General features: G+C 67.2%; 21 protein-coding genes and 2 tRNA genes. 16 read left to right on the plus strand and 7 right to left on the minus strand.

Features of this window, described 5'->3' with window-relative positions; genetic code table 11:
* The first annotated feature begins 69 nt into the window (after positions 1-69).
* Positions 70-1950 (plus strand): carbon starvation CstA family protein, encoded by a 1881-nt coding sequence (locus V0Z78_RS07775; protein ID WP_336344066.1) that lies wholly within the window; start codon positions 70-72, stop codon positions 1948-1950.
* Positions 1951-2130: 180 nt separating this feature from the next.
* Here the strand turns inward: V0Z78_RS07775 and V0Z78_RS07780 are convergent, their stop codons facing one another.
* Positions 2131-3783, minus strand: coding sequence for a potassium channel family protein (locus V0Z78_RS07780; protein WP_409338680.1), 1653 nt, complete (start codon positions 3781-3783; stop codon positions 2131-2133).
* A 288-nt stretch (positions 3784-4071) separates the two neighbouring features.
* Between V0Z78_RS07780 and V0Z78_RS07785 the strand changes: the two genes are divergently transcribed.
* Positions 4072-4425: a hypothetical protein gene (locus V0Z78_RS07785; protein WP_336344068.1), complete on the plus strand. Its 354-nt coding sequence runs from the start codon at positions 4072-4074 to the stop codon at positions 4423-4425.
* Positions 4426-4537: 112 nt separating this feature from the next.
* Here the strand turns inward: V0Z78_RS07785 and V0Z78_RS07790 are convergent, their stop codons facing one another.
* Positions 4538-4738 (minus strand): VNG_1110C family protein, encoded by a 201-nt coding sequence (locus tag V0Z78_RS07790; protein ID WP_336344069.1) that lies wholly within the window; start codon positions 4736-4738, stop codon positions 4538-4540.
* A gap of 96 nt (positions 4739-4834) precedes the next feature.
* On the opposite strand from V0Z78_RS07790, the gene V0Z78_RS07795 reads away from it, so the two are divergent.
* From V0Z78_RS07795 to V0Z78_RS07825, 7 genes are all read left to right on the plus strand, one after another.
* A complete protein-coding gene (locus V0Z78_RS07795) occupies positions 4835-5944 on the plus strand; it encodes an OBG GTPase family GTP-binding protein (RefSeq protein WP_336344070.1) in 1110 nt (369 codons plus the stop codon).
* Positions 5941-6375, plus strand: a complete 435-nt coding sequence (locus V0Z78_RS07800; protein ID WP_336344071.1) for a TIGR04206 family protein — start codon at positions 5941-5943, stop codon at positions 6373-6375. The genes V0Z78_RS07795 and V0Z78_RS07800 overlap by 4 nt, the downstream gene beginning before the upstream one ends.
* 74 nt (positions 6376-6449) lie before the next feature.
* A complete protein-coding gene (locus V0Z78_RS07805) occupies positions 6450-8120 on the plus strand; it encodes a Na+/H+ antiporter NhaC family protein (protein ID WP_336344072.1) in 1671 nt (556 codons plus the stop codon).
* A gap of 192 nt (positions 8121-8312) precedes the next feature.
* A complete protein-coding gene (locus tag V0Z78_RS07810) occupies positions 8313-9023 on the plus strand; it encodes a phosphatase PAP2 family protein (RefSeq protein ID WP_336344073.1) in 711 nt (236 codons plus the stop codon).
* An 80-nt stretch (positions 9024-9103) separates the two neighbouring features.
* The gene (locus V0Z78_RS07815) at positions 9104-9904 is read left to right on the plus strand and encodes a VOC family protein (RefSeq protein WP_336344074.1); all 801 of its coding nucleotides are present in this window, start codon (positions 9104-9106) and stop codon (positions 9902-9904) included.
* 437 nt (positions 9905-10341) lie between these two features.
* Positions 10342-10695 carry a hypothetical protein gene (locus V0Z78_RS07820; protein ID WP_336344075.1) on the plus strand — a complete coding sequence of 118 codons (354 nt, stop codon included), beginning with the start codon at positions 10342-10344 and terminating at the stop codon, positions 10693-10695.
* A 15-nt stretch (positions 10696-10710) separates the two neighbouring features.
* Positions 10711-11529 (plus strand): undecaprenyl-diphosphate phosphatase, encoded by an 819-nt coding sequence (locus tag V0Z78_RS07825; RefSeq protein WP_336344076.1) that lies wholly within the window; start codon positions 10711-10713, stop codon positions 11527-11529.
* On the opposite strand, the gene V0Z78_RS07830 is transcribed toward V0Z78_RS07825, so the two are convergent.
* Positions 11521-11916, minus strand: a complete 396-nt coding sequence (locus V0Z78_RS07830) for a VanZ family protein (protein ID WP_336344077.1) — start codon at positions 11914-11916, stop codon at positions 11521-11523. The two genes, V0Z78_RS07825 and V0Z78_RS07830, sit on opposite strands and share 9 nt — an antisense overlap.
* Positions 11916-12713, minus strand: coding sequence for a diphthine synthase (gene dph5, locus V0Z78_RS07835; protein ID WP_336344078.1), 798 nt, complete (start codon positions 12711-12713; stop codon positions 11916-11918). The genes V0Z78_RS07830 and dph5 overlap by 1 nt, the downstream gene beginning before the upstream one ends.
* An 89-nt stretch (positions 12714-12802) precedes the next feature.
* Between dph5 and V0Z78_RS07840 the strand changes: the two genes are divergently transcribed.
* The 6 genes from V0Z78_RS07840 (at position 12803) to V0Z78_RS07865 (ending at position 17955) form a co-directional block, all read left to right on the plus strand.
* On the plus strand, positions 12803-13870 hold the full coding sequence (locus tag V0Z78_RS07840; RefSeq protein WP_336344079.1) for a class I SAM-dependent methyltransferase: 1068 nt from the start codon (positions 12803-12805) through the stop codon (positions 13868-13870).
* A 111-nt stretch (positions 13871-13981) separates the two neighbouring features.
* Positions 13982-14054 (plus strand) — tRNA-Thr (locus V0Z78_RS07845).
* Positions 14055-14346: 292 nt separating this feature from the next.
* Positions 14347-14541 carry a hypothetical protein gene (locus V0Z78_RS07850; protein WP_336344080.1) on the plus strand — a complete coding sequence of 65 codons (195 nt, stop codon included), beginning with the start codon at positions 14347-14349 and terminating at the stop codon, positions 14539-14541.
* 306 nt (positions 14542-14847) lie between these two features.
* Positions 14848-15186, plus strand: a complete 339-nt coding sequence (locus tag V0Z78_RS07855) for a DUF7344 domain-containing protein (protein ID WP_336344081.1) — start codon at positions 14848-14850, stop codon at positions 15184-15186.
* A gap of 130 nt (positions 15187-15316) precedes the next feature.
* Positions 15317-17455, plus strand: a complete 2139-nt coding sequence (locus V0Z78_RS07860) for an acetate--CoA ligase family protein (protein WP_336344082.1) — start codon at positions 15317-15319, stop codon at positions 17453-17455.
* Between the two features lie 128 nt (positions 17456-17583).
* Positions 17584-17955, plus strand: coding sequence for a DUF7344 domain-containing protein (locus V0Z78_RS07865; protein ID WP_336344083.1), 372 nt, complete (start codon positions 17584-17586; stop codon positions 17953-17955).
* A gap of 126 nt (positions 17956-18081) precedes the next feature.
* On the opposite strand, the gene V0Z78_RS07870 is transcribed toward V0Z78_RS07865, so the two are convergent.
* Positions 18082-19605, minus strand: coding sequence for a hypothetical protein (locus tag V0Z78_RS07870; RefSeq protein WP_336344084.1), 1524 nt, complete (start codon positions 19603-19605; stop codon positions 18082-18084).
* A 701-nt stretch (positions 19606-20306) separates the two neighbouring features.
* Positions 20307-20385 (minus strand) — tRNA-OTHER (locus V0Z78_RS07875).
* A gap of 87 nt (positions 20386-20472) precedes the next feature.
* On the opposite strand from V0Z78_RS07875, the gene V0Z78_RS07880 reads away from it, so the two are divergent.
* Positions 20473-21768, plus strand: a complete 1296-nt coding sequence (locus V0Z78_RS07880; RefSeq protein ID WP_336344085.1) for a 5'-deoxyadenosine deaminase — start codon at positions 20473-20475, stop codon at positions 21766-21768.
* Here V0Z78_RS07880 and V0Z78_RS07885 read toward each other — a convergent pair whose 3' ends face one another.
* Complete coding sequence (locus V0Z78_RS07885; protein WP_336344086.1) at positions 21769-23667, minus strand: FAD-binding protein; 1899 nt, start codon at positions 23665-23667, stop codon at positions 21769-21771. It abuts the gene before it with no gap.
* Positions 23668-23703: the final 36 nt, after the last annotated feature.

Genomic DNA, 23703 nt, shown 5'->3' on the forward strand with positions numbered 1-23703 from the left:
TCGCAACGACGATCACTCAGGATTTCGAGGAGTGTCAGGAGTTAACGACCTGGACCGTGGACGGCGGGTATGGTCTCCGTCATCTGGATCGTCGCGATCGTGCTCGTCACGTTCTCGGTCATGTACGTCGGCTACGGGCGCTATCTCTCGCAGTTCGTCGGTCTGGACGACGAACGCGAGACGCCCGCGCACGAACACCGGGACGGCCAGGAGTACGTTCCCGCACGGAAATCCGTCCTCTTCGGGCATCACTTCTCGAGCATCGCGGGCGGGGCACCCATCGTCGGACCGATCACCGCGGCGCTGATCTGGGGCTGGGTCCCCGCACTGGTCTGGATCGCCGTCGGCAACCCGCTGATGGGGGCGGTCCACGACTTCACGTCGCTGTCGGCAAGCCTGCGTCACGAGGGGAAATCGATCGGCTACATCATCGGCGAGTACGTCGGCGAGCGCGGCAAGGACATGCTGCTGTGGTTCGCGTTTCTCCTCATTATCCTCGTCGTCGCCGTCTTCTCGCTGGTCGTCGGCGTCGTCTTCACCGAGTACCCCCAGTCGGCCACCGCGAGCGTCCTCTACATCGCGCTGGCGGCCGTCTTCGGCGTCTGGCTCTACCAGCTCGGACTGCCCTTCTCGGTCGGCACCGTGATCTTCGTCGCTGGCGTGTTCGGTACCGTCTGGGTCGGCATCCAGTACCCCTTCGCGCTCGTCCCCGGCGACTACCCGGCGGGGACGTTCGTCCTGCTCGACTCGACGCCCGGGTTCGTCCCCTCGATCCTCGAGAGCGCAAACATCGGTGCGTGGGTGGTCGTCACGCTGGTCTACGGCGGCGCGGCGAGCGTCCTTCCGGTGTGGGTGTTGCTCCAGCCGCGGGACTACCTCTCGTCGTTCCTGCTCTACACGGGCGTCGGCGGTTCGTTGCTCGCGGTGGTCCTCGGGACGTTCATCACGACGACGAGCCAGCCCCTCGAGATCGAGATCCCCGCCTGGTACGGCTTCATGGGGAGCGACCTCGTTCCGTTCGCGATGCCGCTGTTCCCGCTTCTCTTCCTGACCATCGCCTGCGGGACGATCAGCGGCTTTCACTCGCTGGTCTCCTCCGGGACGACGGCCAAACAGCTCAACCGGGAGAGCGACGCCCGACTGATCGGTTACGGCGGGATGCTCGCGGAGGGGCTGCTCGCCGCCGTCGCGCTGTGTACGGTCGCGCTGATCGCCGCGACGCCCGCCGAGGGCGGCATCGCGCTCGCGCTGCCGAACTTCGCGGACGGCGGCGGCATCATCCTCACTGCTCTGGGCGTGCCCGAGACGATCGGAACGGTGTTCATGGCGCTCGTGCTGGTGAGCTTCCTGCTGACGAGCATGGACACCGGCGTTCGACTGGGACGGTACATGGTCGAGGAGATCGTCGGCACCCCCGAGACGACGGTCGAGCGCTACATGGCCGACAAACACCTCAACTCGAGCGTGATCATCGTCGTCGCGTTCTTCCTCGTCGCGAGCGGCAGTTGGGAGGACCTCTGGCCGCTGTTCGGCGGCGCGAACCAGCTGCTGGCCTCGCTCGCGCTGCTGACCGCGACGGTGTGGCTCGCCGACTGGCGCGGATCGAAGCAGCTCCTCAGCACGGGCGTTCCCATGGCGGTGATGGCGGTGATCACCGTCATCGGGCTGCTCTGGCTGGTGTTCTACCAGAACGTCTATCTCGATCTGCTGAGCGCGGAGTGGCGCGCGGGGGCGACCGCACTGGAGGTCGTCTCGGTCACGCTCCAGAGCCTCCTCGCGCTGGTGCTCGTCGGGCTCGCGACCGTCTTGCTCCGGATCGGGTACGGAGAGCTCCGATCGACCGGCGACGCGCCAACGGCAACGGACGGAGGGGAACACGCCGAAGAACGCACTTCCGATCGCGAAGGCGCTGATCACGATCGGGTCGACGACGCGGAGAACCGATCGTGACGCCCGGTAGCGAAGCACCGCCGACGGACCGTACGCGACGCGCTCGGACCGGCTACGGGCTCACCGCCGACGCCCGCCGTCGAACGACGGAGCGGGCGTGGAGAACCCGAAGATCGGTCCCAGCCGGCCGTTCGCCTCGGACCCTCCTGGCGTTTCACGGATCGGACCAGGCCGCCTCGATCACTCCGCCAGTTCGGTGAAACGGTTCGTCCCCTCGTCGGTTCCGGCGACGATCAGCACGTCGTTCGCTTCGATCCGGAACTCGGGACCGAGGTCCGTGACGACGGTCCCGTCGCGCTCGACGCCCACGACCGTACAGCCGGTCCGCGAGCGGATCCGCGTCTCCTCGAGACGCTGGCCGGCCAACTGCGGAGCCGGCGTCCGGACGACCTCTATCTGCGTGTTCAGCGAGATGACCTCCTCGTCCTCGAGGATCGTCGTCGCCAGCATTCGGCCGCTAACGGTCGCCAGCGCCAGCACGTAGTCCGCGCCCGCCCGGTAGATCTTCTTGATGTTCTCCGTCTCCTCGGCCCGAGCGACGATCTCCGCCGACGGACCCAGATCCCGAACGACGAGCGTCGCGACCTCCGTCGTCGCGTCGTCCGGCAGCGCGAGAATGACGGTCCTCGCCTCCTCGACGTCGGCCTCGGTCAGCGTCTCCGGTTCGGTCGCGTCCCCGACGACGTCGACGCCGGGTTTGTCGGCACGGTCGACGACGGTGTACGGGACGTCCCTACCTTCGAGCACCTCGCTGACGGTTCGGCCCGTATCGCCGTATCCGATGACGATCGTCTTCCCGGAGATCGCCCGCCGGAGCCCCGAACGCGTCCGTTCCCGCAGTTCCTGTAGCTGCTCCTCTCGCCCCGCGGCCAGCAGGACGGTGCTCCCGTCGATCGTCGTCGTCGGCGACGGTGGGCTCTCGAAGCGACCCTGGAGCCACGCGCCGAGGAGGTTCACGCCGGTTCGCTCCCGGATCTCGCTCTCGGCGATGGTGCGTCCGACCAGATCGCTGTCGCGATGGACGGGTAGCTCCGCGAGTTCGAAGTCCGCCGTGATCTCGACGACGTCACCCAACTCGCTCGAGATGTTCGTCGTCACCTTCGCCGCGAGGCTCTCCCCCAGGAGCACTCGGGGCGTGAGCACGGTGTCGGCGCCGGCCAGCCGATGGTAGTGCTCGCGCTCGGGGTCCTCGACGATGCTGATCACCTGTACGTCCCTGACGATTTCCCTGGCCGTCAGAATGATGCTGGTGTTGGTCCGATCGTCGACGTCCGCGACCAGCGTGCGGGCGTCGGACAGGCGTGCCGCCTCGAGCCCCTCGATGGCGTCGGCGTCCCGATGGACCACCGGCCGTCCGGTCTCGTGGAGCTCCGTCGCGCGGTCGAGGTCGGACTCGACGATCACGTACTCGATCTCCCGGGCCTCGAGTTCGTCGATGAGGACCTCGGTACGCGGGGAGAACGAACAGACGACGACGTGATCCGCGAGTTCCTCGCGGGCTTCGAGCGGCGGGGTCGTCGAGAGGGCCTCCTCGAAGAGCGGAAACAGCAGCAGCGGCAACGCGAGGAAGATCAGCACGACGCCGGTCAGGTCCATCACGATGACCAGCACGTTCATCCAGGGGTGTTCCCAGGGAGCGTCGGAGCCGAACCCGGTCGTCGTGAACGTCTCGACGACGACCTGCAACGAGTGCAGGAACGGCACCTCCTCTCCCTCCCAGACGAGCATGCCGACGTCGTAGGCGACCGCGTACGTCATCATGATGCCGGCGAGCGCGAGGGCGTAGTAGGCGGTCCGTCGCCGCCAATCGCCCTCCGAATCCGCGGAGCTCATCACGTCCATACGCCCGATGGGTAAGTCGTCGCTAAAAGTCCGGGTGTTCGTCGGCGCTCGCGGTGCGGCCGACGGAGCGAACCGGTGTTAAGAGCGCGTCCGTCGGTTCGCCGGAGCGATGTCTAACCAGCCGGACGCCGTTCCGAGTGCTATATAGACGTCCTAGAAGACGCTTTCCCCCGTCGGGTCGACGACCCACGCGATGCCACCGTGTCATGGCGGTCCACGCGAGCCGGGACGGGAACGGACGGAGTTCGTGGCTATCGGGCGTACAGGGAGGACCCGGCGGTGACGGGGACCCGCTCCGTCGAGGACACTACCGCGTCGCTCCGGCGGGAACGGGCACCCTGCCGGCGCTGCGGCGAGACGATCGAGACCGACGTACCGGCGTGTCCCCACTGCGGGAACCAACCGCTCGCTGCGGTCAAAGGCGGGAGCATCGTCGCCGTGTTCGTGGGCACGATACTCGCGGTGACGACGAGCAACGCTGCGCTGGTGGTCTGGTACGGACCCCTCATCGGCGTCGGCCTGCTCTGTGGCGGCATGGCCGTCTTCTGGGTCGTCACGGGCCGCTACAGTCCGACCGAGTACGACGCAGGCGGGCGATCCCCGTCCGCCGAGTCGACGCCGATCGATCACTGAGCTTCCAGGGACGACTCCGTCGCGTCGATCGTTCACTGCGGTCCCGTCGGTAACCGTACGACGTTCGAATCGAGAGTCGCCGCCCGCCGGGTCCGAGGGCACGGTCTCGAAGCTACGGCAGGGCGATGCCCTGGCGCGTCAGATACGAACTGACGTCCTTGATCTCGACGGGACTGCCGATGATCCGGACGGACTCGCAGTCCTCGAACACCGTCACGGCGAACTCCGTCTCGAGATCGATCCGGAGTCCCTGGAGCGTGGTCTCCGGCAGCACGATCTGGGTGCTCTCTCGCAGCCGCGACGGGTCGGGCATCGTATATTTAGTATAAATTCATTCTGATATGAAAGTGTCGAAGTCGGTTCCGCCGAACGGAAAGGGTTTTTCGCGCGAAGCGGCCAGTACCGTACGATGGGACTGGAAGCGGAGATCGAGGAGATCGAGGAGGAGATCTCCGAGACGCCGTACAACAAATCGACCGAGGCACACATCGGTCGACTGAAGTCCAAGCTGGCGCAGAAGAAGGAGAAGCTCGAGAACCAGTCCTCCTCGGGCGGCGGCCACGGCTACGCGGTCGAGAAGACCGGCGATGCGACCGTCGCGCTGGTCGGCTTTCCGAGCGTCGGCAAATCCACCCTGCTGAACGCGCTGACCAACGCGGAGAGCGAGGTCGGCTCCTACGAGTTCACCACGCTCGACGTCAACCCCGGGATGCTCCAGTACCGCGGCGCGAACATCCAGATGCTCGACGTTCCGGGGATGATACAGGGGGCCGCGAGCGGGCGTGGCGGCGGTCAGGAGGTGCTTTCCGTGGTTCGAGCGGCCGATCTCGTGCTGTTCGTCCTCTCGGTGTTCGAGATCGAGCAGTACGAACAGCTCCGCGAGGAGCTCTATCAGAACAAGATCCGTCTCGACCGGGATCCCCCGAGCATCTCGATCGCGAAGAAGGGCCGCGGCGGCATCCGCATCACCTCGAATGCCGACCTCGAGCTTCCCGAGGAGGTGATCAAGGAGGTGCTGCGCGAACACGGCTACGTCAACGCCGACGTGACGATCCGCGAGCCGGTCGACGTCGACCGACTGATCGACGGCATCATGGACAACCGCGTCTACCTCCCCTCGATCGTCTCGGTCAACAAGGCCGACCTGATCGATCGCGACTACCTCGATACCGTCTACGCGGACCTGCGCGAGCACGGCCTCGATCCCGAGGAGGTCACGTTCATCTCCGCCGAGGCAGAGAGGGGCCTCGACGGCCTGAAGGAGCGCATCTGGCAGACGCTCGGGCTGATGCGGATCTACATGGACAAGCCCGGCCGGGGGGTCGACTACGAGGAGCCGTTGATCCTCCCCAAGGGCAGCACGATCGAGGACGCGATGGAGAAGCTCGGCGGCGACTTCGAGGACCGGTTTCGGTTCGCGCGCGTGACGGGTCCGAGCGCGAAACACGACCAGCAGCAGGTCGGCGAGGACCACGAACTCGCGGACGAGGACGTCCTGAAGATGATCCTCAGGCGATGAGCCGCCGCTTCGGGGCGCTGCTGGCCGTCGGCGTCGTCCCCTGGCTGGTCGTCCCGTATCCGGGAGCGTTCGACCTGGTCTTCGCGTGGGGCCTGTTCGCCGGTCGAACCGGCACGTTCGTCTCCGTCCTCGACTACCTGTTCGTCCACACGCCCGGTCCGGCGAGCCTTCCCGGACATCTCTTGGCCTGGCCGCTCGCCACCCTCCTCTACCTGCTCGCGCTCGCGAGCGCCGCGCTCTCGGTCGTCGGTCGCGAGGACCGACGCGTCACGGCCGTCCTCCTCGTGCTCGCCGGGGCGATGGGGCTCCGGCTGTGGTGGGGGCTTCCATCGGGTTCGCCCACCGTTCCCCTCGGTGCGGCGCTGCTGTTCGCGTTCGTCTGGTGGTTTCACGCCGGCGACCTCCGCGGGATCGCCTCCGGGACCGGCTGATCGACTCGATGCGCCGTGGGGGCGATTCCGCCGATGGGCAACGAATAAATCGGACGATCGTAAACCGGTAGAACATGGTCGAGTTCGGTCTCTTGTCGATCGTTCCACCGCTGCTGGCGATCGTCCTCGCGATCGTGAGTCGTCGTCCCGTCCCCTCGTTGTTCCTCGGCGTCTGGTCGGGCGGCGTGATCTACGTCTTCGCCGACAGCGTCGATCGAGTCGCGGCGACGACGGGCGGCGTTCCGGGCTTCGACGCCGTTCTCGGCGCGTTCGTCTCCGTCGTCTGGGGGTTCACCCAGGCCGTCGGGTGGATCGCCGAGGCGATCGGCGACGACGTCTTCCACGCCCAGATCCTGCTGTTTACGATCCTGCTCGGTTCGGGCGTCGCGCTGATCTGGCAGCTCGGCGGTTCGATAGCGGTACGCAACGCCGTCGCCGGACGGCTCGACAGCCAGCGGAAGGTCGGGCTGACCGCGTGGGGACTCGGCATCGCGATGTTCTTCGACGACTACGCGAACACCGCGATCGTCGGCAGCGTGATGCGGGACCTCTCGGATCAGCTCCGGATCTCCCGCGAGAAGCTCTCGTACATCGTCGACTCGACGGCTGCGCCGGTCGCCACCCTTGGTCTGTCGAACTGGGTCGCCTTTCAGCTCTCGATGGTTTCCGAGGGGTACGAGATCGCCGGCATCGCCGAGGACGCCCCGAGCGCGTTCGCGACCTACGTCCAGTCGATCCCCTACAACGTCTACTCGATCTTCGCGATCGTCATGGTCGGGCTGATCGTCTATACCGGGCGCGACTTCGGCGAGATGCTCGACGCCGAGCACCGCTCGTGGCGGACCGGGCAGGTGAACCGCGAGGACGCGACGCCGATGCAGGCGATCGAGAGCGAACTCGGCGATCCGATCGCCGACCGGCCGATGCTGCGTAGCTTCGCCGTTCCCGTGGTCTCGCTGGTCGTCGTCTCGCTCCTCGGGGCGTTCGTCACCGGCTACGCCCCCGACGCGGGGGTCGTCGACGTTCTCGGCGAGGCCGACTGGGCCGCCGCGCTGCTGTGGGGGGCGTTCGCCATGGTGCTGTCGGCGCTCGCCGTCGGGTTCTACTACCGGCTGTTCGACCTCGAGTCGGGAATCGGCGCCGTCATCGACGGTTTCTCGATCATGCTCACCGCGGTGACGATCCTCGTGCTCGCGTGGGCGATCAGCACGGTCGCGGAGGAACTGGGCACCGGCGAGTACGTCGCCGGCGTCGCCGAGGGCGTCGTCTCACCCGCACTGCTGCCGGTGGTCGTGCTGTTCACCGCGGCCTTCATCGCCTTCTCGATGGGGTCGTCGTGGGCGACGATGGGCGTTCTCACGCCGATCGCCATCTCGGTCGCGTGGGAGCTCACCGGCGGCTACGGGATCATGCCCGTGATCGTCGGTGCGGTCTTCTCGGGGGCGATCTTCGGCGACCACACCTCGCCCATCTCCGATACGACCGTACTCTCGGCGACCTTCACCGGTGCGGACCTGATCGATCACGTCCGGACCCAGATGTACTACGCCGGGACGGTCGTGCTCGTGGCGACGGTCTGTTACCTGCTCTACGGCTATCTCGGTGCCCCGCCGGTCGTCTTCCTCCCGATCGGGCTCGTGTTGCTCGTCGCCCTGATCTACGGGTTCTCGGAACTCGACGCCCGTCGCAAGGGCGTCGGGCCGATCCCCTCCTCGGGTCCACGCGACGCCGACGCCCCCGAGTGACGCGACCCTCTCGCCTCGGCGGACTCGTCAATCGTCCCTCGCTTACGAACCCGGAGCAAAGACCCGTCGGACCGCCGGTTCGGTCATCCCGTCGGTCGCGTCGCCACACTCGCACGCGACGGCGGAGACGAACGACCCGTCCTCCGGAGCGCGACCGGGACGCCTATCCTCGCTCGGGACGAACCGCCGATCATGTCACGCGGTGTCGGCGAGTTCGAGCTCGTCCAGGGATCGATCCCCGACTCACTCGCGGTGGTCGTCGCGCTTCTCACGCAGCTGGGCGACGTCTGGTTCGTAGCGCTCCTGCTCGCGGCGGCGTTCGTCCGGTTCGACCGGGATCGGATCGTCACCGTCGTCGGACTGACGATGGGCGCGATCGCGCTGGTGATCGCGTTGAAGTACGCCTTCGCGCTCCCCCGACCCGACCGGCCGCTGGTCGAGCTGGAGACGCTCCCGTCGCTGATCCGACCCGTCTACGAACTGACGGCGCACGCGAGCGGCTACGGCTTTCCGAGCGGACACGCGGTCGTGACGACGGCGGCGTACCTCTCGCTGGCCGAGGTGCTGCCGGCGAGCACCCGACGACGGCGCTACGCCGTCGCGGCGTCGATCATCGCCGTCGTTGGCCTCTCACGGGTCGCGCTCGGCGTCCACTACCTCGTCGACGTCCTCGCCGGGATCGGACTGAGCGTCGCGTTCCTGGCGGTCGCGTTTCGATTCCTGTCTCGCTATCGCACCCCCGGTGAGCAACGGACCGCGGCGCTGGGACTCGCGGTCGGACTCGCGTTCGTGAGCGTCGTCGCGAGCGGGGCTCACGTCGACGCCCTCGCGCTGTTCGTCGTCTCGGTCGCGTTCTTCGGGCTCTCGCTTTCGTTCGACCGGCCGTGGTCGACCACCGCCTGATCCGGCCGCCAGGTCCGCGACAGACGGCAAGACCGTGGGCCGTCGGTACTGTTTTCGTCCAGGCTCGCGTCGCCCCGTCCATGGAGGGCACGCTCGATCACGTGATGATGCGCGTAGAGGACCTCGAACGCTCGCTGGAGTGGTACGGCGAGCACCTCGGTTACGAGGAGAAGGACCGCTGGGAGGCCGACTCGTTCACCAACGTCTACCTCGGTCCCGAGGACATGCACGAGGACGGCGCGATGCTCGAACTCACGCACAACCACGACGGCGGGCCCGAGGAGATGGGCGACGCCTGGGGCCACATCGCCGTGCGCGTCCCCGAGGGCGAACTCGAGGACTACTACCAGCAGTTGATGGACGAGGGCGTCGAGGACTACCGCGATCCCGAGTCGTGTGGCGGGCGGTACGCGTTCGTCAAGGACCCCGACGGCCACGAGGTCGAGATCGTCCAGCGCGACCCCGACCAGGGCGCGCTCTGGTCGATCGACCACACGATGATCCGCGTCGAGGACGCCGACGAGACGCTCGGCTGGTACACCCGAAAGTTCGAGTATACGGAGGTCCCCGGTCGCTGGGAGGCCGACTCGTTCGCGAACTACTTCATGAAGCCCGACGGGGCCGCCGCCGAGGAGATGGCCCTCGAGATCACCTACAACTACGGCGACAACACGTACGACCTGGGCGACGCCTGGGGCCACCTCTGTGTCCGCGCCGACGACCTCGAGGAGTTCTGGGAGACGCTGATGGAGCGCGACGCACCCGACTATCGCGATCCGGAGTCCTGCGGGGACGAGTACGCCTTCACGAAGGACATGGACGGCCACGAGATCGAGATCCTCGAGCGCGATCCGAACGCGGAGTCGCTGTTTCCGGAATAGCTGCCGTTTCCGGTCAGGTTTTCGCGCGAGCGAACGGAGAGAGCGAGCGCGGAACGGTGCGGGATCGAGATCCTCGACCGAGGACGATAACGGACGGTCACTCGACCGCTTTCACTCTCACGAAGCCCTGATCGAGGTACGGCGGTATCGGAGAACCCTACGACTGGGCCGGTCTGCGCGGACCATGAGCGCAGAGACGCATCCGAAGCGTTCGGCCCAGCGGGTCGTCAGTGGGGACTCCGCGCTCCACTGACGGACGCTTTCACGCTCGGTAGCGTGGGATTTAGCGTCCATCATCCAGTAAACAAGGTCGCGTATACCGTGTTAGGCCTGCATTTCCCGGCGGTATAAACCAGCACGACACGCAGCGGACGGGACGACGAGCGGAGTCGGGATCGGGAACGACGAGGAGCTGCTCGACCTTCTCCCGGAGTATCGTGCGCTCGACGAGGTGGCTGTCGTCGGCGAGATCGGCCATTACGGAGATCCGGCACGTCGCCGGTTGGGACCTGGAGGACCAACAGGAGGTGACTCGGCGCCGGCTCGAGGTCGCCGCCGAGTACGGTCCCGATCGGATCCTGCTCGAGACCGACAGCGCGGGGGTGCTCCGTAGCGACGTCTTCGCGGTCAAGCGGACGATTCTCGAGGTGTATCGGATGGGGATCGACGTGGACGCCATTCGGCAGGTCGTCTTCGAGAACCCGCGACGGCTGCGGAGTCGATACGGTCGCCGACGGCGCGTTTCGCCGACGGGGATCACGGAGGGAACGGCACGTTTTTCATCGCGTTGAATCTGTGTTCGTGTAATGTCCCTTCGAGAGATCCTCGTGGCGATCGCCGCGGGCGTCGTTCAGGGGATCGTCGAGTGGCTGCCGATCTCGAGCAGCGGGAACCTCTCGTTGTTTCTCACGCTCGTCGGCGTCTCGCCCGACGTCGCGCTCCAGCTCGCGCTGTTTCTACAGATGGGGACGACGGTCTCCGCGGCCGTCTACTACCGCGATACCATCCAGGAGGCCGTCCGGTCCATGCCGGGCTGGCGACCGGAGTCGGCGTTCGAGGGGGCGAACGCCGAGACGACGTTCGTCGTCGTCGCCTGTCTGGTGACCGGGCTGGTCGGGATCCCGGTCTACCTGGTGATCATCGACTTCGCACAGGAGCTCGCGGGCGGCGGGTTCGTCGCGCTGATCGGCGTGCTGCTGGTTCTCACGGGCGTGCTAGAGAAGGCGACCGAGTCGATCGGACTCGGGGGGAAGGAACAGCCCGACCTGCTCGATGCCGTTCTCGTCGGCGCGATCCAGGGGCTCTCGATCCTCCCCGGCGTCTCGCGCTCCGGCACCACCGCGGGCATGCTGCTGTTTCGCGGCCACGTCGGTCCCTCGGCGTTTCGGCTCTCGTTTCTGTTGAGCATCCCAGCAGGCATCGGCGCGGGCGTCCTGATCCTCCTCGACGACGGGCTGCCGACGACCGGCCCCGAGGCGCTCATCGCACTCGTCGTGAGCGCGATCGTCGGCTACGCCATGATCGACGCCGTCATGCGGGTCGTCCACGAGATCGAGTTCTGGATCGTCTGCGTCGTTCTCGGCGGGCTCGCCGTCGTCGGCGGCGGCGCGACCGTGTTACTCTGAGCGGCGCAGCAACGCGACGACCAGCGCTACGGTCGTCGCGAGGAGCGCACCCGACGCGTTGACCGCCATGTCGAGGGTGCTGAACGTTCGGTACGGCAGGCCCGACTGGATGAACTCCATCAGAACGCCGTAGCCGCTCGCGCCGGCGAAGGACCCGCCGATCGACGACCGGAGCCGTCGGGATCCCAGCGCGATCGCCAGTGCGGCCGTGAGCGCGGCGTAGCCGAGGAAGTGAAAGAGGACGTTCGTCGGGATCCCGCCGCCCTCCTCGGGCACCGATCCTGGAATCGGGATCACCGAGACGACGAGTATCACGCCCGCCAGGAGGGCGACCGCGAGCCAGCGCGTGCGGACGGAGGCCGGTCGATCGTCGAACGCGGATCGCATCAGACCGGTTCGGTTAGCTCCGCGGGGGCGTCCGCGAACTCACGAAGCGCCTCGCTCTCGAGCTGGTGGAGTTCGCCGGGAACCACCAACAGATGGAGGGGGTCGCCGAACTCCCGATTCGCGAGCGCCGAGAGGGAGTCCGCCTCCACGCGGGGATCGGGGCTGCCGGCGCGGGCGACGACGACTCCCAGACGGTCGTACTCCGCCGAGAGCAGTTCGGCGGCGACGTCGGCGGTCATGTACTCCTCGTTATTAGGCTCCTCGCCGGTCGGTCCCTCGCCGACCTTGATGTCGAGGTAGACCAGCGTGTGCAGTCCCCGGTCGCGGTTGTCGTCGAGGGTGTTCGAGACGCTCGCGGGCAGGCCGTCGGCCCGGTGGGCGTAGGGGAACGGGAGCGTCGTCGCCGGCCCGAACCGGTAGTTCTGCAGGCCCGTCAGCGAACTCGCTGCGGCCTCGGCGGTCGTGCCGTGGACGATCCGCGTCTCGATCCCGCGATCGGCGGCCCGCAGCCGGAGATCGACGTGAGTCGTCGAGATCATCGGGTCGCCCGCGGTCAGGAAGGCGACGTCCTCGCGCTCGGCGGCGGCGAGGATCGCCTCGGGATCGCGCTCGACGCCCGCGCGGTCGCGGGTCTCGATCTCGATCCCGTGTTCGGCCTCGAGCGTCTCGCGGTCGGCACCCGAGAGCCGGCTGGTGTAGCGCTCCATGAACGCCCGGTCGGCCCCGCGGAGCGCGTCACGACCCTCGATCGTGATCGAGCGCTCGTCGTAGAGGCCGAGTCCGATGAACGTGAGCATGCTCTCCCTCCTCGGGCCGGCGGGTTAAGGGGCGCGTTCGACGGGAGGGAAACGCCAGCGATAACCCCTCCGCGGGCGTCGAGAGGGACATGGAGGTGCCGTGCGTCCGGGTCGAACGCGAGGAGGGAGAGACCGCCCGTCGAAGGCTCGCCGAGCGTGACGTCCTCGCGAACGACTTCGAGATCACCGTCGAGGACGGCTGGCTCTACATCCCCGTGGACGATCCAGACGCGGTGCCGGAGGAATACGAGGTCGTCGAACGGGCGCCACCCGCCCGCGAGCGTCCGGAGATGCCCGCCGACCTCCTGGGTTACGAGCCGAGCTACGAGCGCCTCGGCGAGATAGTCATCCTCGACGAGGACGACCCCGAGCGGGCCGCGGAGATCGCCCAGGCGGTGATGGACTCGGCGCTTCCCGCGAGGACGGTGCTCAACCGGGCGTCGAAGATCAGGGGGGAGCTACGGGTACGCGATTGGGACGTGCTCGCGGGTGACGGCACCGAGACGGTCCACCGCGAGTACGGCTTCGAGTACGCGCTGGACCTCGCGGCGGTCTACTTCTCGCCACGGCTCGCGACCGAGCGCCACCGCGTCGTCGAGCAGGTCCACGAGGGCGAACGGGTCCTCGACATGTTCGCCGGGGTCGGTCCGTTCGTGATCCCGGCGGCCGCCCGCAGCGCGGAGGCCGTCGGCGTCGACCTCAACGAACACGCGATCGAGTATCTGGAGGAGAACGCCCGTCGGAACGGCGTCGCCGACCGCGTGACCGCGATCCGGGGCGACGTTCGCAACGTAGTCGCCGGTTCGTCGGGCGGACGCCAGCCGTCCAACGGCATCGGCGACCTCAGCGCGAGCGCATCGGGCTCCGAGCCCAACGGCCCCGACGATGGGTACGAGGACTGGGCGGACCGGATCGTGATGAACCTCCCGCACAGCGCGGACGCCTTCCTCGAGACGGCGGTCGCGCTCGCGGGCGATACCTGTGTGCTCCACTACTACGACATCCAGCACGAGGACGACCCGTTCGGCCCCGGTGAGCGGGCGATCCGCGAGGCTGCGGAGCCGGAGTACGAGGTGAGCGTCGAGGAACGGACGGTCGTTCGCTCGTACGCCCCTCACGAGTTGAACGTCTGTCTCGACGTACGTCTCTCGCGGTAGCGATCCACAACCCTTATGCCGCTTATCCCGCCTATCTTCGGGTACACCGTGTGCCGGTGGTGAGCAGTTCCGAAGAAACTGCGATCCTCGGCGGACGAGTGAAACGAGTCCGCCGGTGTAGCTCAGCTGGCAGAGCGATTCCTTCGTAAGGAATAGGCCGAGGGTTCAAATCCCTCCACCGGCTTCTCAGACCTCATCGAATATCTCCCAAGTAGTACCGGACCTGGAGTACCCCTATCTCGAGACAGATGTCTATCGAGACGCATCGAAACAGTTCGCGGAACGCTCGGGCGCAGCCACCGTCCACGACCAGAGGACCGATCGAACGGTTGCAGAAGGACTATTTCGAACGCCGGCCAACGAGGGGTAGTGACCGAGGACGAGCACCCCTATCAGGCCGGGAGCGCGACGCAGCACGAGGAGCGGAGGACGACCGCGAGTGACCGCACGTGGTCTACGTCACGTCGGAGTCACCCATGAAGGACATCTATCGAGAGCTGATGCGACGCTCGATCCAGGACGCCTACGACGTCGTCGAGGCCTCCGAGGTAGAGGGCATCCAGAACATCGACCAGTTCGCGCTCGAACTCTATCGGTTCCGCGTCATGGCACACGCACAGAAACAACAGTCCTTCGCGGATCTACCACCGCGCGACTGGGATCGCCAGTAAACCCTCGGTCGAGATCGCGATGAAGGATGCTCACGGTCGTAACCTAACGTATGAAAACCGTATCACAGCGACGAACTCCACGGACCGGATTGGTGATAGAACTGTTAGCATGGATACTCCTCACAGTAATGGGACTGTTCTCGTTGGTGATGCTGATCGTGTTTCTCTGAGTCGCTCGCGGCGCTGATCGGGACCCTCGTCGCGGAAGGCAGCGACTCACTCGCTACGAGCGGCGACTCTCGGACGGATAGACGGTTCAACGGCCGTGACATAATTGTTATAGTTGTGGGTACGGTAAGAAGAGCAATGGACTCCCTGAATCGGATCTTCGACCTCCTGAGAAAGGAACGACGACGATACGCGCTCTACTACCTCGAACAACAGGACGGGCCGGTCTCCATAGCGGAGTTGGCGGAACGTGTGGTCGAGTGGGAGACGGATCCTGCGGCGGTTTCCATTCCGGAGGAGCGGTTCGAACGTGTCGAGATCGAACTACAGCACAACCACCTCCCGAAGGCGTCCGAGGCGGAGTACGTCGAGTACCATCCCGAGCGCGAGGAGGTAGAAGTCACCGGGACGCCACCCGAGTTCAACGCCATCATCTCGGTTGCGGAGATCATCGAACGACCACCCCGGAACTCCTGAAGCGATCGGGAACTCGTTCTTCCGGCGTCCCCCATGAACGTAGCGGTGGTCCGCGTTCGCCGTAGCCTTCGCCGCCCGAGGGTACCGTCGTGATCAACGCACTTATTCGGAGCGCTACGGATGTCGGACCATGCAACGCGGGAGAATGGACGCGCTGTTCGCTCCGGAGTCGATCGCCGTCGTCGGCGCCAGCCCGGACTCGTGGTACTCCTCACAGCTGATCGACAACCTGCTGGAGTACGGGTTCGACGGTGACGTCCACTTCGTGAACCCGAGCCGAGAGACGGTCTGGGGCGAGACCTGTCACGACTCGATCGATGCCGTTCCGGAGGTCGTCGATCTCGTGGTCGTAAGCGTCCCCCGCCAGTCCGTCGTCGAGACGGTTCGCGACGCCGCCGAACGCGGGACGCCCGCAGCAGTCGTGATCACCGCCGGATTCGGCGAGGCCGACGAGGAGGGACGCAACCTGGAAGGGGAACTGGCGGCGGTCGCCGAGGAGCACGGGATCGCGGTCTGCGGGCCGAACACCATCGGCTTCGCGAACACGCACGACGAGACCGTGGTGACCTCGACGTGCTCGCGGAAACCCGAGAAAGGGTCGATCGGGCTGGTCAGCCAGTCGGGCGCGCTCGCCTTTACGACCTTCTTCGAGCGGGCGGCCGACGAGGACGTCGGCTTCGCCTACGTCGTCGCCACCGGAAACGAGGTGGGACTCTCCGCCTCGGACTACGTCGAGTTCATGGCCGCGGACCCGCGCGTCGACGTGATCTGTACCTACCTCGAGGGGGTCGAGGACCCTCGACGGTTCATGGAGGTCTCACGGGCGGCGGTCGAGGGCGGGACGCCGGTCCTGACGGTCAAGATCGGCCGTTCGGACGTCGCGGAGCAGGCGACGATGTCGCATACGGGCTCACTGACCGGGAACACGGCCGCGTGGGACGCCGCCTTCCGACGGGCCGGCGTCGAACGGGTCCCGGACGTCCCGGATCTTCTCGGGCGGGCGGCCGCCCACGCCGCCTACGAACCCGCGGCGTCGCCGAACGTCTGCATCGCCTCGACCAGCGGCGGACTGGCGAGTCTGCTCGCGGACATGGCCGACGAACGGGACCTGGAGCTGCCCGACATCGCGGGCGAGACGCAGGAGACCCTCTTGGGGATGGAGGACCTGCTCACGTTCGGGGAGCTGCACAACCCCGCCGACGTCCGCGGCTACGGCGCCGACGTCCTCCCCGAAATCGCGGAAGCCCTGTTCGCGGACGAGCGCTTCGACGCCTATCTGTTCGCCATCGGGCTTCCGGCGGTCGACGAGCGCGCCGAATCGATCGCCGACGACGTGCTCCGTGTCGCCGAGGTCGCCGACGCGCCGACGCTCTTTCTCTGGACCGGACGCAAGGAGGCGATGGAGGGTCAGGAACGCCCCCTGCCGTACGAACGCGTTCGCGAGGAGGTCCCGCTGTACTACGATCCCTCGCGGGCGATGGACGCGCTGTCCTCGCTCGTGGGCGCCGGCCGACGGCGGCGAGCGCTCGAACGACGATCCGGAAGCGAGGCGGGAGACGGCCCCGAACCGGCCGCGCGAACTTCGTCCGGACCGGATCCGTCCGGGGGGACGTTGACGTGGACGGAGGCCGCCTCGCTCCTCGAGTCACACGGGATCGAACCGGTCGAGACCCGGCTCGCGACCTCCGCCGAGGAGGCCGCGACGCTCGCGGAGGCGGTCGGCCTCCCGGTCGCGATGAAGGTCGATTCGGCCGACCTCCCCCACCGGACCGACGCGGGCGCGGTCGAGGTCGACGTCGACTCGACGGAGGCGGCCCGGGAGGCTTACGACCGGATCGTCCGGAACGCCGCCGAGTACGATCCCGCGGCGGAGATCGAGGGAGTCCTGATCCAGTCGATGGCCGCCGACGGCGTCGAGGCGCTCGTCGGCGTCACGACCGACGAGACGTTCGGCCCGCTCGTCACGGTCGCGTCCGGCGGCGAGTTCGTCGAACTGTTCGACGACGGCGAGGTGCTCGTCCCCCCGGTTTCGAAGGAGGAGGCCAGGGCGGCGATCGAGCGGACGCACCTGGGGCCGCTTCTGGAGGGACACCGGGACCGCCACGGCGGCGACGCCGACGCGCTGGCGGAACTCGTCGTCCGGATCGGCGATCTGGCCGTTTCCCATCCCCGTCTCGAGGAACTCGACCTCAATCCCGTCCTGGTCGACGGGACCGGCGTCTCGATCGTCGACGTCCTCGTCAGGATCGGCGCGAAGGAGGACGGATAGCGCCTCGGTTCGAGGGAGCGTCATACAATCGGGATCGCGGCGTCGGACGTCAACGTCCGAGGGGGTATGACTTCGTGGCGAGTGCAAGTGAGGGCCATATACCATCCGCGATCCTGAGAACCGCTTGCATGCCTAACGAGCGCTCCAGGGACGACGCCGAGGGTGGTGCCGTGACGGCGGCCGACCGGCGTACGAGCGAGCGACGATGGCACATGCTCGACTACCTCTACCGATGTCGGTACCCCGCCACGGTCGAGGAGATCGGCGAGCACATCGCCATTCAGCTGGGCGAGGCGTCCGACGAGATTCGCACGACGCTCCGATACGCGGATCTCCCGGCACTGGCCGACGGCGACGTCGTCGAGTACGACGTCGAGAGCCAACTCGTCTGTGCGGCCGACGCTCTCGAGACGTTCGACGGGTACGTTCGTCGGGCGATCAAAGCCGGAGCGATCGAGTGGCCCGACAAGGGACCGCAGCCCGACGGCCTCTCCGGCTAACGAGGGGTCCGACGGTCGGTCCTCTCGGTTCCGGGTGCGATCCTCTCGTCATAGTTCTCGCCTCTCGGATTTCTCCATGAGACACGACACGCCGTCCGAGCGGTTCGTTCTTCGTTCCCGGGTCGATCACTCCCACTCGACGAACGGCTCGCCGGCCTGACTTCGCCGGAGGTACTCCCGCTGCATCGCCTCGATGGCATCCGCGAGCGACTCCCCCGCGTCGATCCGTGCCGCGACCCGCCGCTTCTTCCACCGACTCGGGGTCGTCCGCCGCTCCCAGCGCGCCGCCAGGGGCTCGAGGCGTGCCGCCGCCTTCGCGTCCGACATGCCCTGTGTCCGAAGTCCGCGGCGGGCGAACGAGAACACCTCCGGGTAGATCCGCTCCGGGTCCGTCGTCGGCTCGCCGTCAGCGGTGATCCAGTGAAGTTCGGCTTCCAGTCCGTCGTGGACGGCGCCGTAGAACCCCGCTCGGGCGTCAGCCCAGGAGAGTTCGACGATCGGATGCTCCGCAGCGACGAGCCCGCGGATCAGTCCGATCGTCAGACAGTGAAGCGAGATCACGTCCTCGACGCTCGGCTGGGTCGGTAGCGGCCGGTACTCGATCCGGAGCGAGCGTCCCTCGCCGTCCCCGCCCGCCTCGCCCCCGATGACGCTCCGGACCCACCGCCAGTACGTCCCGTACTTGTGGATCAGCTCCCAGCAGGACTCGTTCTCGAGGTCGTCGTCGCCCTCCCGCTCCCACTCGAGCAGGAACGGCGCGCACGTCGAGTCGTCGACCAGCCGGTCGACGACGTCCTCGGCCGTCTCGAGGTCCCGAGGGACGCACGCCTTCTCCCAGGGTCCGGCGTTCACCGTCCGCTCGAACACCGGGATCCGGAGCTCGTGAAACGTCTCCTCGACCAGCTGCCGTTCGTCGTCGACGGCATCGTACGCGTCGGAAGGGAGGAACGGGGAGTTCGTCGCCAACGCGAGCACGGGACCGAGCGTTCGGAGCGCGACGTTGTAGTACGTCGGAAACTCCCCAGTCGACGGCACCTGGAGGTGTGGCTGTATCGACGAGGTCAGCGACTCGGCGAGTATCGACGGGAACGCGTGGTGGGCACCCGGCACCTCGATGCTCACGTCGCCGCCGCCGCGTTCGAGCACGTGGTTGTCGATCGCGTAGTAGCGCGGGTTCGAGGACATGTTCTCGGCGATCGTGATCCCGTCGACCTCGCTCACCGCCGAGAGGTACGCGAGGCTCCCCTCCGCGGGCGGGATCGTCCACATCCCGTCGAGCACGAGTCGCAGACCATGACGGTCCATCACCGCCGCCGCTCCCTCGAGCTTCCGCCGGACCGTCGCCGCCTGCGTTCCGATGCCGTCCGCGTCGAACGTCGAGGGCGGCGTGTTGAGTTCGACGTTGTGGCGGCCGAACTCCCGGCTACAGTCGGCCTCCTCGAACACCTCATGAGGCACGCGCGCAAGCCGTCCGTCCTCGTCGACGGCGTACAGTTCGACCTCGAGCCCGGTCGCGAACTCGCGGCTATCGAGGGCCCCTCGTCGAAGCTCCTCGATCAGTAGCTCCGCCTGTTCCTCGACGCGCCGATCGAACTCCGCCTGCATCGACGGATCTAGGACCCGTTGGGCCATCTCGACGGCGTCCTCCATGCGGGCCGTTCGGCCCTCCAGTAGTTAGCTATTCGGTACCGATCGTCACATCGAACGAGGGTTCGACCCCGGTTCGGATCGATTTTACGGCCACGACTACCCGCCCCGGCGACGGTAACCCTGCTGCGTGACGGAGGACGGACGTCGATCCCGCATCGACTCGTGTTCACGGGCCGTGCAGGCGATCGGCCCCCTCGGCCGGTTAGCGTCCGTATAGTTATGACGACGAATCGATAACTACCTGTTGCTGGCACCGCGCCAGCGGCGGCGGGGAGGGGGTCGGTACTCGATGCCCGCTCCGCCCGGATCGCTCCGGGGACGCGACGACGTCCCCCCGCTCCTCGCCCGTTTCGGTCGAACGGTCTATCGTCTTCGGCCGGGTCGAGACTGCCTGGGTGTCCGACCTGAGAGGAGCCACTCCGTCAGAAACAGTCCGACCGCGAGGGGTACTGCCAGCGTCACGAACATGAGATCCATTCATTCACCTCCATAAGTATCAGAAATATAATCTATAATAGGCTTTGTCCCCGACGCGACTCGGAAGCGGGGGTTCGGCGAGAACGGTCCGGAACGGGTTCGAACGGAAGGGGCGGGATTCGAACTCGTCCGGACGGCTTCGTTCGCTCGCGCTCACGAACGGCGTCCGGTCTGCTCGAATCCCGCGATACCGTTCGTTGCTCGCGGAATTGCTCGCAGCAAAGCGGAAGGGGCGGGATTCGAACCACGCGAAGCCGATCGTACCGAAAGTACGCCGACGCTCTACCACTGAGCCACCCTTCCGCGGCCGTTGGTAGGCGAACGGTCCACAAGAATCCAGCGCTCGTCCGGGTCGGACCGTATTTACGCGACGGCACCGGAGCTACGGGCATGTTGGTTCGTGGAACCGTCGTCGTCGACTCGACGACGGTCGTTCCCGACGGCGCGGTCGTCACCGACGGGCCTCGAATCGTCGCGGTCGGCGACGCCGCCGACCTGCTCGAGCGGTATCCCGATCACCAGCGTCGCCGCTACGACGTGGTGATGCCGGGGATGGTCGGCGCACACGTCCACTCGATCCAGAGCCTCGGACGCGGCATCGCCGACGACACCGCGCTGTTGGAGTGGCTCTACGAGCACGTCCTCCCGATGGAGGCCGCGATGGGGCCGGAGGCGATGGAGATCGCCGCAACGCTGGGCTACCTCGAACTGATCGAGAGCGGCGTTACCGCCTGCATCGATCACCTCTCGGTCGCCCACGCCGACCGAGCGTTCGAGGCCGCCGGCGAGGTGGGGATCCGGGGCCTGCTCGGAAAGGTGCTCATGGACCGCGACGCTCCCGAGGGACTTCGCGAGGAGGCTGACGAGGCGCTCGCCGAGAGCGAGCGCCTCATACGGGAGCATCACGACACGCGAGACGGCAGGCTTCGCTACGCCGTCACGCCGCGGTTCGCCGTCTCCTGCACCGAGGACTGTCTGCGCGGTGCGCGTGCGCTCGCCGACGAGTACGGCGTCCGGATCCACGTCCACGCCAGCGAGAACCGCGACGAGGTCGCTCGCGTGCGCGAGGAGACGGGAATGGGAAACATCGAGTGGCTCGACGAGGTCGGACTCACGGGAGAGGACTGCGTGCTCGCCCACTGCGTCCACACGAGCGATCGCGAACGTGCCTTGCTCGCCGAGACCGGAACGCACGTCGTTCACTGTCCCTCCTCGAACATGAAGCTCGCGAGCGGGGTCGCTCCGGTCCGAGAGTACCTCGATCGCGGGATCAGCGTCGCGCTCGGCAACGACGGTCCGCCGTGTAACAACACGCTCGATCCCTACACCGAGATGCGCCAGGCGAGTCTCCTGGGTAAGGTCGACGACCTCGATCCGACCGCCCTCCCCGCGCGGACCATCCTCGAGATGGCGACGGTCAACGGCGCGCGCGCTGCCGGCTTCGAGCGCGTCGGCGAACTCCGGGAGGGCTGGCGCGCCGACGTCGTCGGGCTGACGACCGACCTGACGCGTGCGACGCCGATCCACGACGTCCTCTCGCATCTCGTCTTCGCGGCCCACGGCGACGACGTGCGCTTCACGATGGTCGACGGACGCGTGCTCTACGATGACGGGGAGGTGTCGACGGTCGACGCGCCCGACGTCAGGGAGCGAGCGAACGAGCTCGCGAGAACGGTGGTTCGGTAGTCAGTAGCTGCGGATCTTCGGCTCGTAGGTCTTCTCCTCGCCCTCGAGGATCACCGGCTTGAACCAGAGCTCGGGGGTGCCGTCGTTCCACGACAGCAGCGTGTGTTTGAGCCACTCCTCGTCGCGCCGTTCCTGGAACTCGGCACGCCAGTGTGCGCCGCGGAACTCGTCGCGCGCGAGCGCGCCGAGCGTGATCGCCTCGGCGGTGTCGATCAGGTTTCGCATCTCGATCGTCTGCTGGAGGTCGGTGTTGAACGTCCGCGAGGGGTCGTCGACGTAGACGTCCTCGTACTGCTCGCGCACCTCGCGGATGTCCCGCAGCGCCTGCTTGAGCCCCTCCTCGGTGCGGAAGACGTTGACGTTCCGCGTCATCGACTTCTGGAGCTTCTCGCGGAGTTCGGCCTGCTGGACCCCCTCGTCCTTCTCCATCAGGTGGTCGATGCGGCGGTTCTCCGCCTCGACCGCGCGCTCGACGATCTCGGTGGCTTCGGGGACGACGCTCGCGCCGCCCTCTCGCGAGCCGCCGTCGGACTCCGCCCGACGGGACTCGGAGTCGCCGACGTCCGGACCACCGTCGGCGACGGCGTCCTCGTCGGCGTGGATCGAGCCGGGTACGACCGGGGTATCGATCTCGCCGGTCTCGCTGTCCTCGGTGCGGCCGGTCTCGATGAGCGTCTCGCCGAGGTCGGTGCCGGCGGCGTGGCGACCCGCGCGTGCGCCGAAGACGATGAGCTCGGGCAGCGCGTTCCCGCCCAGCCTGTTGGCGCCGTGGACCGAGACGCACGCACACTCGCCCGCCGCGTACAGCCCGTCGATGCAGGTCTCGCCGTTCTCGTCGGTCTCGATCCCGCCCATCGCGTAGTGCTGGCCGGGCTTGACCGGCATCGGTTCGACGAGGCCGTCGACGCCCTCGAAGTCCGAGGCGAGATGCAGGATGTTCTCCAGTCGATCGATGATGCGCTCCTCGCCGAGGTGGCGCATGTCGAGGTGGACGTACTCGTCCTCGATCCCGCGGCCCTCGTTGACCTCGGTGAGTTCGGCCCGCGAGACGACGTCGCGGCTGGCGAGTTCGCCGGCGTTCGACGCGTAGCCGTGTTCGAACATGAAGCGCTCGCCGAGCTCGTTGTAGAGGATGCCGCCCTCCCCACGAACGCCCTCGCTGATGAGGACGCCCGTCGACGGCAGCGTGGTCGGGTGGAACTGGATGAACTCCATGTCCTCCATCGGCACGCCGGCGCGGTAGGCCATCGCGGGGCCGTCGCCGGTGTTGGAGACGGCGTTCGTGGTGTGGTCGAACACCTGTCCAGGGCCGCCCGTCGCGAGAATGACGCCGTTTCGCGCACGAAAGCCCCTGACCTCGCCGCTCATCACGTCGAAGGCGACGACGCCGTGGCACTTTCGGTCCTCGGGCTCCTCGTGGTCGGTCACCGCGAGCCGGGTGACGTACCACTCGTCGTAGACCTCGATGCCGCGTTTGACGACCTGCTGGTAGAGCGTGTGCAGCAGGTGGTGGCCGGTCTCGGCGCCGGCGTAGGTGGTTCGGGGGAACGAGAGGCCGCCGAACGGCCGCTGGGAGACGCGACCGTCCTCCTCGCGTGAGAACGGCATCCCCCAGTGTTCGAGCTGGATGGTCTCCTCCGGGCTGTCCTGACAGAGCGTCTCGACGGCGGGCGCGTCTCCGAGGTAGTCGGAGCCCTTCATCGTGTCGTACGCGTGGTCCTCCCAGGAGTCGCCCTCGCGCAGCACGGCGTTGATGCCGCCCTCGGCCGCGCCGGTGTGGCTCCTGACGGGATGGAGCTTCGTGACGAGAGCCACGTCCGCGCCCTCCTCGTGGGCGGCGATCGCCGCCCGGAGTCCGGCACCGCCCGCGCCGACGACGAGTACGTCGTGTTCGTGCATGATCGTGTGTTAGGAGTGGGGTGGTTTGAGGCTGTG

The organism is Halalkalicoccus sp. CG83 (genome assembly GCF_037081715.1).
GTDB classification, from domain to species: Archaea; Halobacteriota; Halobacteria; order Halobacteriales; family Halalkalicoccaceae; genus Halalkalicoccus; species Halalkalicoccus ordinarius.

What these genes read in the sequence shown, in the direction of transcription:
- V0Z78_RS07775 (WP_336344066.1), top strand. Translation starts at nt 70, where the DNA reads ATGGTCTCCGTCATCTGGATCGTCGCGATCGTGCTCGTCACGTTCTCG.
- V0Z78_RS07780 (WP_409338680.1), bottom strand. Translation starts at nt 3,783, where the DNA reads ATGAGCTCCGCGGATTCGGAGGGCGATTGGCGGCGACGGACCGCCTAC.
- V0Z78_RS07790 (WP_336344069.1), bottom strand. Translation starts at nt 4,738, where the DNA reads ATGCCCGACCCGTCGCGGCTGCGAGAGAGCACCCAGATCGTGCTGCCG.
- V0Z78_RS07795 (WP_336344070.1), top strand. Translation starts at nt 4,835, where the DNA reads ATGGGACTGGAAGCGGAGATCGAGGAGATCGAGGAGGAGATCTCCGAG.
- V0Z78_RS07800 (WP_336344071.1), top strand. Translation starts at nt 5,941, where the DNA reads ATGAGCCGCCGCTTCGGGGCGCTGCTGGCCGTCGGCGTCGTCCCCTGG.
- V0Z78_RS07805 (WP_336344072.1), top strand. Translation starts at nt 6,450, where the DNA reads ATGGTCGAGTTCGGTCTCTTGTCGATCGTTCCACCGCTGCTGGCGATC.
- V0Z78_RS07810 (WP_336344073.1), top strand. Translation starts at nt 8,313, where the DNA reads ATGTCACGCGGTGTCGGCGAGTTCGAGCTCGTCCAGGGATCGATCCCC.
- V0Z78_RS07815 (WP_336344074.1), top strand. Translation starts at nt 9,104, where the DNA reads ATGGAGGGCACGCTCGATCACGTGATGATGCGCGTAGAGGACCTCGAA.
- V0Z78_RS07825 (WP_336344076.1), top strand. Translation starts at nt 10,711, where the DNA reads ATGTCCCTTCGAGAGATCCTCGTGGCGATCGCCGCGGGCGTCGTTCAG.
- V0Z78_RS07830 (WP_336344077.1), bottom strand. Translation starts at nt 11,916, where the DNA reads ATGCGATCCGCGTTCGACGATCGACCGGCCTCCGTCCGCACGCGCTGG.
- dph5 (WP_336344078.1), bottom strand. Translation starts at nt 12,713, where the DNA reads ATGCTCACGTTCATCGGACTCGGCCTCTACGACGAGCGCTCGATCACG.
- V0Z78_RS07840 (WP_336344079.1), top strand. Translation starts at nt 12,803, where the DNA reads ATGGAGGTGCCGTGCGTCCGGGTCGAACGCGAGGAGGGAGAGACCGCC.
- V0Z78_RS07850 (WP_336344080.1), top strand. Translation starts at nt 14,347, where the DNA reads ATGAAGGACATCTATCGAGAGCTGATGCGACGCTCGATCCAGGACGCC.
- V0Z78_RS07855 (WP_336344081.1), top strand. Translation starts at nt 14,848, where the DNA reads ATGGACTCCCTGAATCGGATCTTCGACCTCCTGAGAAAGGAACGACGA.
- V0Z78_RS07860 (WP_336344082.1), top strand. Translation starts at nt 15,317, where the DNA reads ATGCAACGCGGGAGAATGGACGCGCTGTTCGCTCCGGAGTCGATCGCC.
- V0Z78_RS07865 (WP_336344083.1), top strand. Translation starts at nt 17,584, where the DNA reads ATGCCTAACGAGCGCTCCAGGGACGACGCCGAGGGTGGTGCCGTGACG.
- V0Z78_RS07870 (WP_336344084.1), bottom strand. Translation starts at nt 19,605, where the DNA reads ATGGAGGACGCCGTCGAGATGGCCCAACGGGTCCTAGATCCGTCGATG.
- V0Z78_RS07880 (WP_336344085.1), top strand. Translation starts at nt 20,473, where the DNA reads ATGTTGGTTCGTGGAACCGTCGTCGTCGACTCGACGACGGTCGTTCCC.
- V0Z78_RS07885 (WP_336344086.1), bottom strand. Translation starts at nt 23,667, where the DNA reads ATGCACGAACACGACGTACTCGTCGTCGGCGCGGGCGGTGCCGGACTC.